Source organism: Brevundimonas sp. CURTG3B2_SDJG, assembly GCF_057364705.1.
Window position 1 is genome coordinate 1 of sequence record NZ_JBNFOJ010000437.1, and the last position, 1,717, is coordinate 1,717.

A 1,717-nucleotide genomic window follows, 5' to 3' on the forward strand; every position below is an offset into this window, starting at 1 on the left:
CGGCGGGCTCTCGGCCGCGGCCGGCTGGTCCATCAGCATCAGCGACCGGCCGCCGGGCGTGGTCAGCCGCTCGTAGCGGCGCGTCGAGGCGTCGCCGGGCAGGGGCGTGCGAGCGGCCCCGCCCAGGCCGGCCGCCGTCAGGAAATCCACTCGCAACGCTTCGCGGTCAGGCATGCAGGTCCTTCAACTTCGTCTCCCAGCGCCGGCGCCCGCAAGGGTCGCGATCCGGCCCGCGCCGTCTTCGGCCAAGGTCACCGCCAAACGGTCCGGTCCCAGCCAGGCGGCCGGATCCTCGCCCAGCCGATCCGGCCATTCGATCACCGCGCAGCCCTCGTCCAGGGCCTCGTCCAGGCCAATCTCGAACGCCTCGTCCGGCCGGGTCAGGCGGTAGAGGTCGAAATGCGCCACCGGCGGCCGGCTGTCGTAGAACTGCACCAGGGTGAAGGTCGGCGAGGGCACGTCCTCGTCCGGCCGGGTCAGGGCGCGGATGAGACCGCGCGCCAAGGTCGATTTGCCCATCCCCAGCGGGCCGTACAGCAGCACCGCCTCCCCCGGTTCCAGGCGCGCGGCGACGGCGGCGCCCAGGCGCGCGGTGTCGTCGGCGTCGGCCAGGGCGATCACGAGAGGCGCGGCGTCAGGCAAAGTCGGCGTCCGGCTGGCTGGGCAACACCCGCTCCGTGAAGGCCTTCAACGCATAGGTGGCCTTGCCGGCGTCGATATCCAGACGGGACGCCGGGATCGGCTTGCCGACCTTGAGGAAGAAGGGCTTGCGACGCTTGTTCAGCAGCTCGTGGAACAGGGTGACGTCCCGGAGCTCCTGAGAGATTCGGTCGAACCAGTGGAACAGGCGGGAGTAGGGGCCGGCCACGTGGATCGGCACCACCGGCGCGTCGTACTTGCGGGCCAGGGAGGCGGCCGTCGGCGCCCATTCCGGGTCGGTCACCGAGCCGTCCCTGGCGATTCGCGCCAGCCGCCCGGCGGGGAACATGACCACGCAGCGCTCGGCCTCGAAGGCCTCCTTCGCGGCCTGGAGCGTGGCGCGGGTCTTCTCGCGCGTCCGCTTCTCGACCACCCATTCCACCGGAATGACCGTCTCGCCCAGCCGGGGCGAGACCCTGAGCGCATCGGCGTTGGCGAAGAAGACCGCGTCGGCCCGCCGCGCCCGAATGGCGTCGAAGACGGCGATGCCGTCGGCGATGCCGGTGGGATGGTTCGCCACCACGATGCAGCGCCCCTGGGCCGGAATCCGCTCGGGGTTCATCACCGAGACCTTCAGGTCCAGCAGGTCGCTCATATAGTCCAGCGCGCCGGCGCCCGAGAGCGGCCGGACCGCATCGGCCATGCGTACGGCCTGGCGGTAGTTGAGCAGGCGATACAGCATCGGCCGCACCACGGGCCAGAAGACGGAGCCGGTCAGCCGCGGCGCGCGCTCCGCGATCAGCACGTCGCAGATGTGCGGCTCGGGCTTGACGGAGGTGAGGGCGGCGGCGGTCATTCGCCGCCGGTTGTCGCCGCTCCGGCTTCGCTCGGCAAGCGGCTTGGCGGCCCGGTTCCGCATGATAAGTCTGTGGGTTCACGGGAGGGCGAGAGATGACGGTCAGGATCGGGCTTTCGGCGGGCGCGGCGGCGCTGGCCATTCTGGCGTGCGCCCCTGTCCTGGCGCAGACGGCGCCGGCCTCGGCGGACGCCTCGACGCCCCGAAACCGGTCCCACGGCC

The 1,717-nt window shown here is 71.9% G+C and carries 2 protein-coding genes; both read right to left on the bottom strand.

The features are described 5' to 3' along the window. Nucleotides 1–183: 183 nt before the first annotated feature. A complete protein-coding gene (gene tsaE, locus AC2W7C_RS17540; RefSeq protein ID WP_486002517.1) occupies nucleotides 184–642 on the bottom strand; it encodes a tRNA (adenosine(37)-N6)-threonylcarbamoyltransferase complex ATPase subunit type 1 TsaE in 459 nt (152 codons plus the stop codon). Further along, entirely contained in the window at nucleotides 635–1,495 is an 861-nt protein-coding gene (locus AC2W7C_RS17545) for a GNAT family N-acetyltransferase (RefSeq protein ID WP_486002518.1), read from the bottom strand. The genes tsaE and AC2W7C_RS17545 overlap by 8 nt, the downstream gene beginning before the upstream one ends. Between the last annotated feature and the right edge of the window lie 222 nt (nucleotides 1,496–1,717).

What these genes read in the sequence shown, in the direction of transcription:
- AC2W7C_RS17545 (WP_486002518.1), bottom strand. Translation starts at nt 1,495, where the DNA reads ATGACCGCCGCCGCCCTCACCTCCGTCAAGCCCGAGCCGCACATCTGC.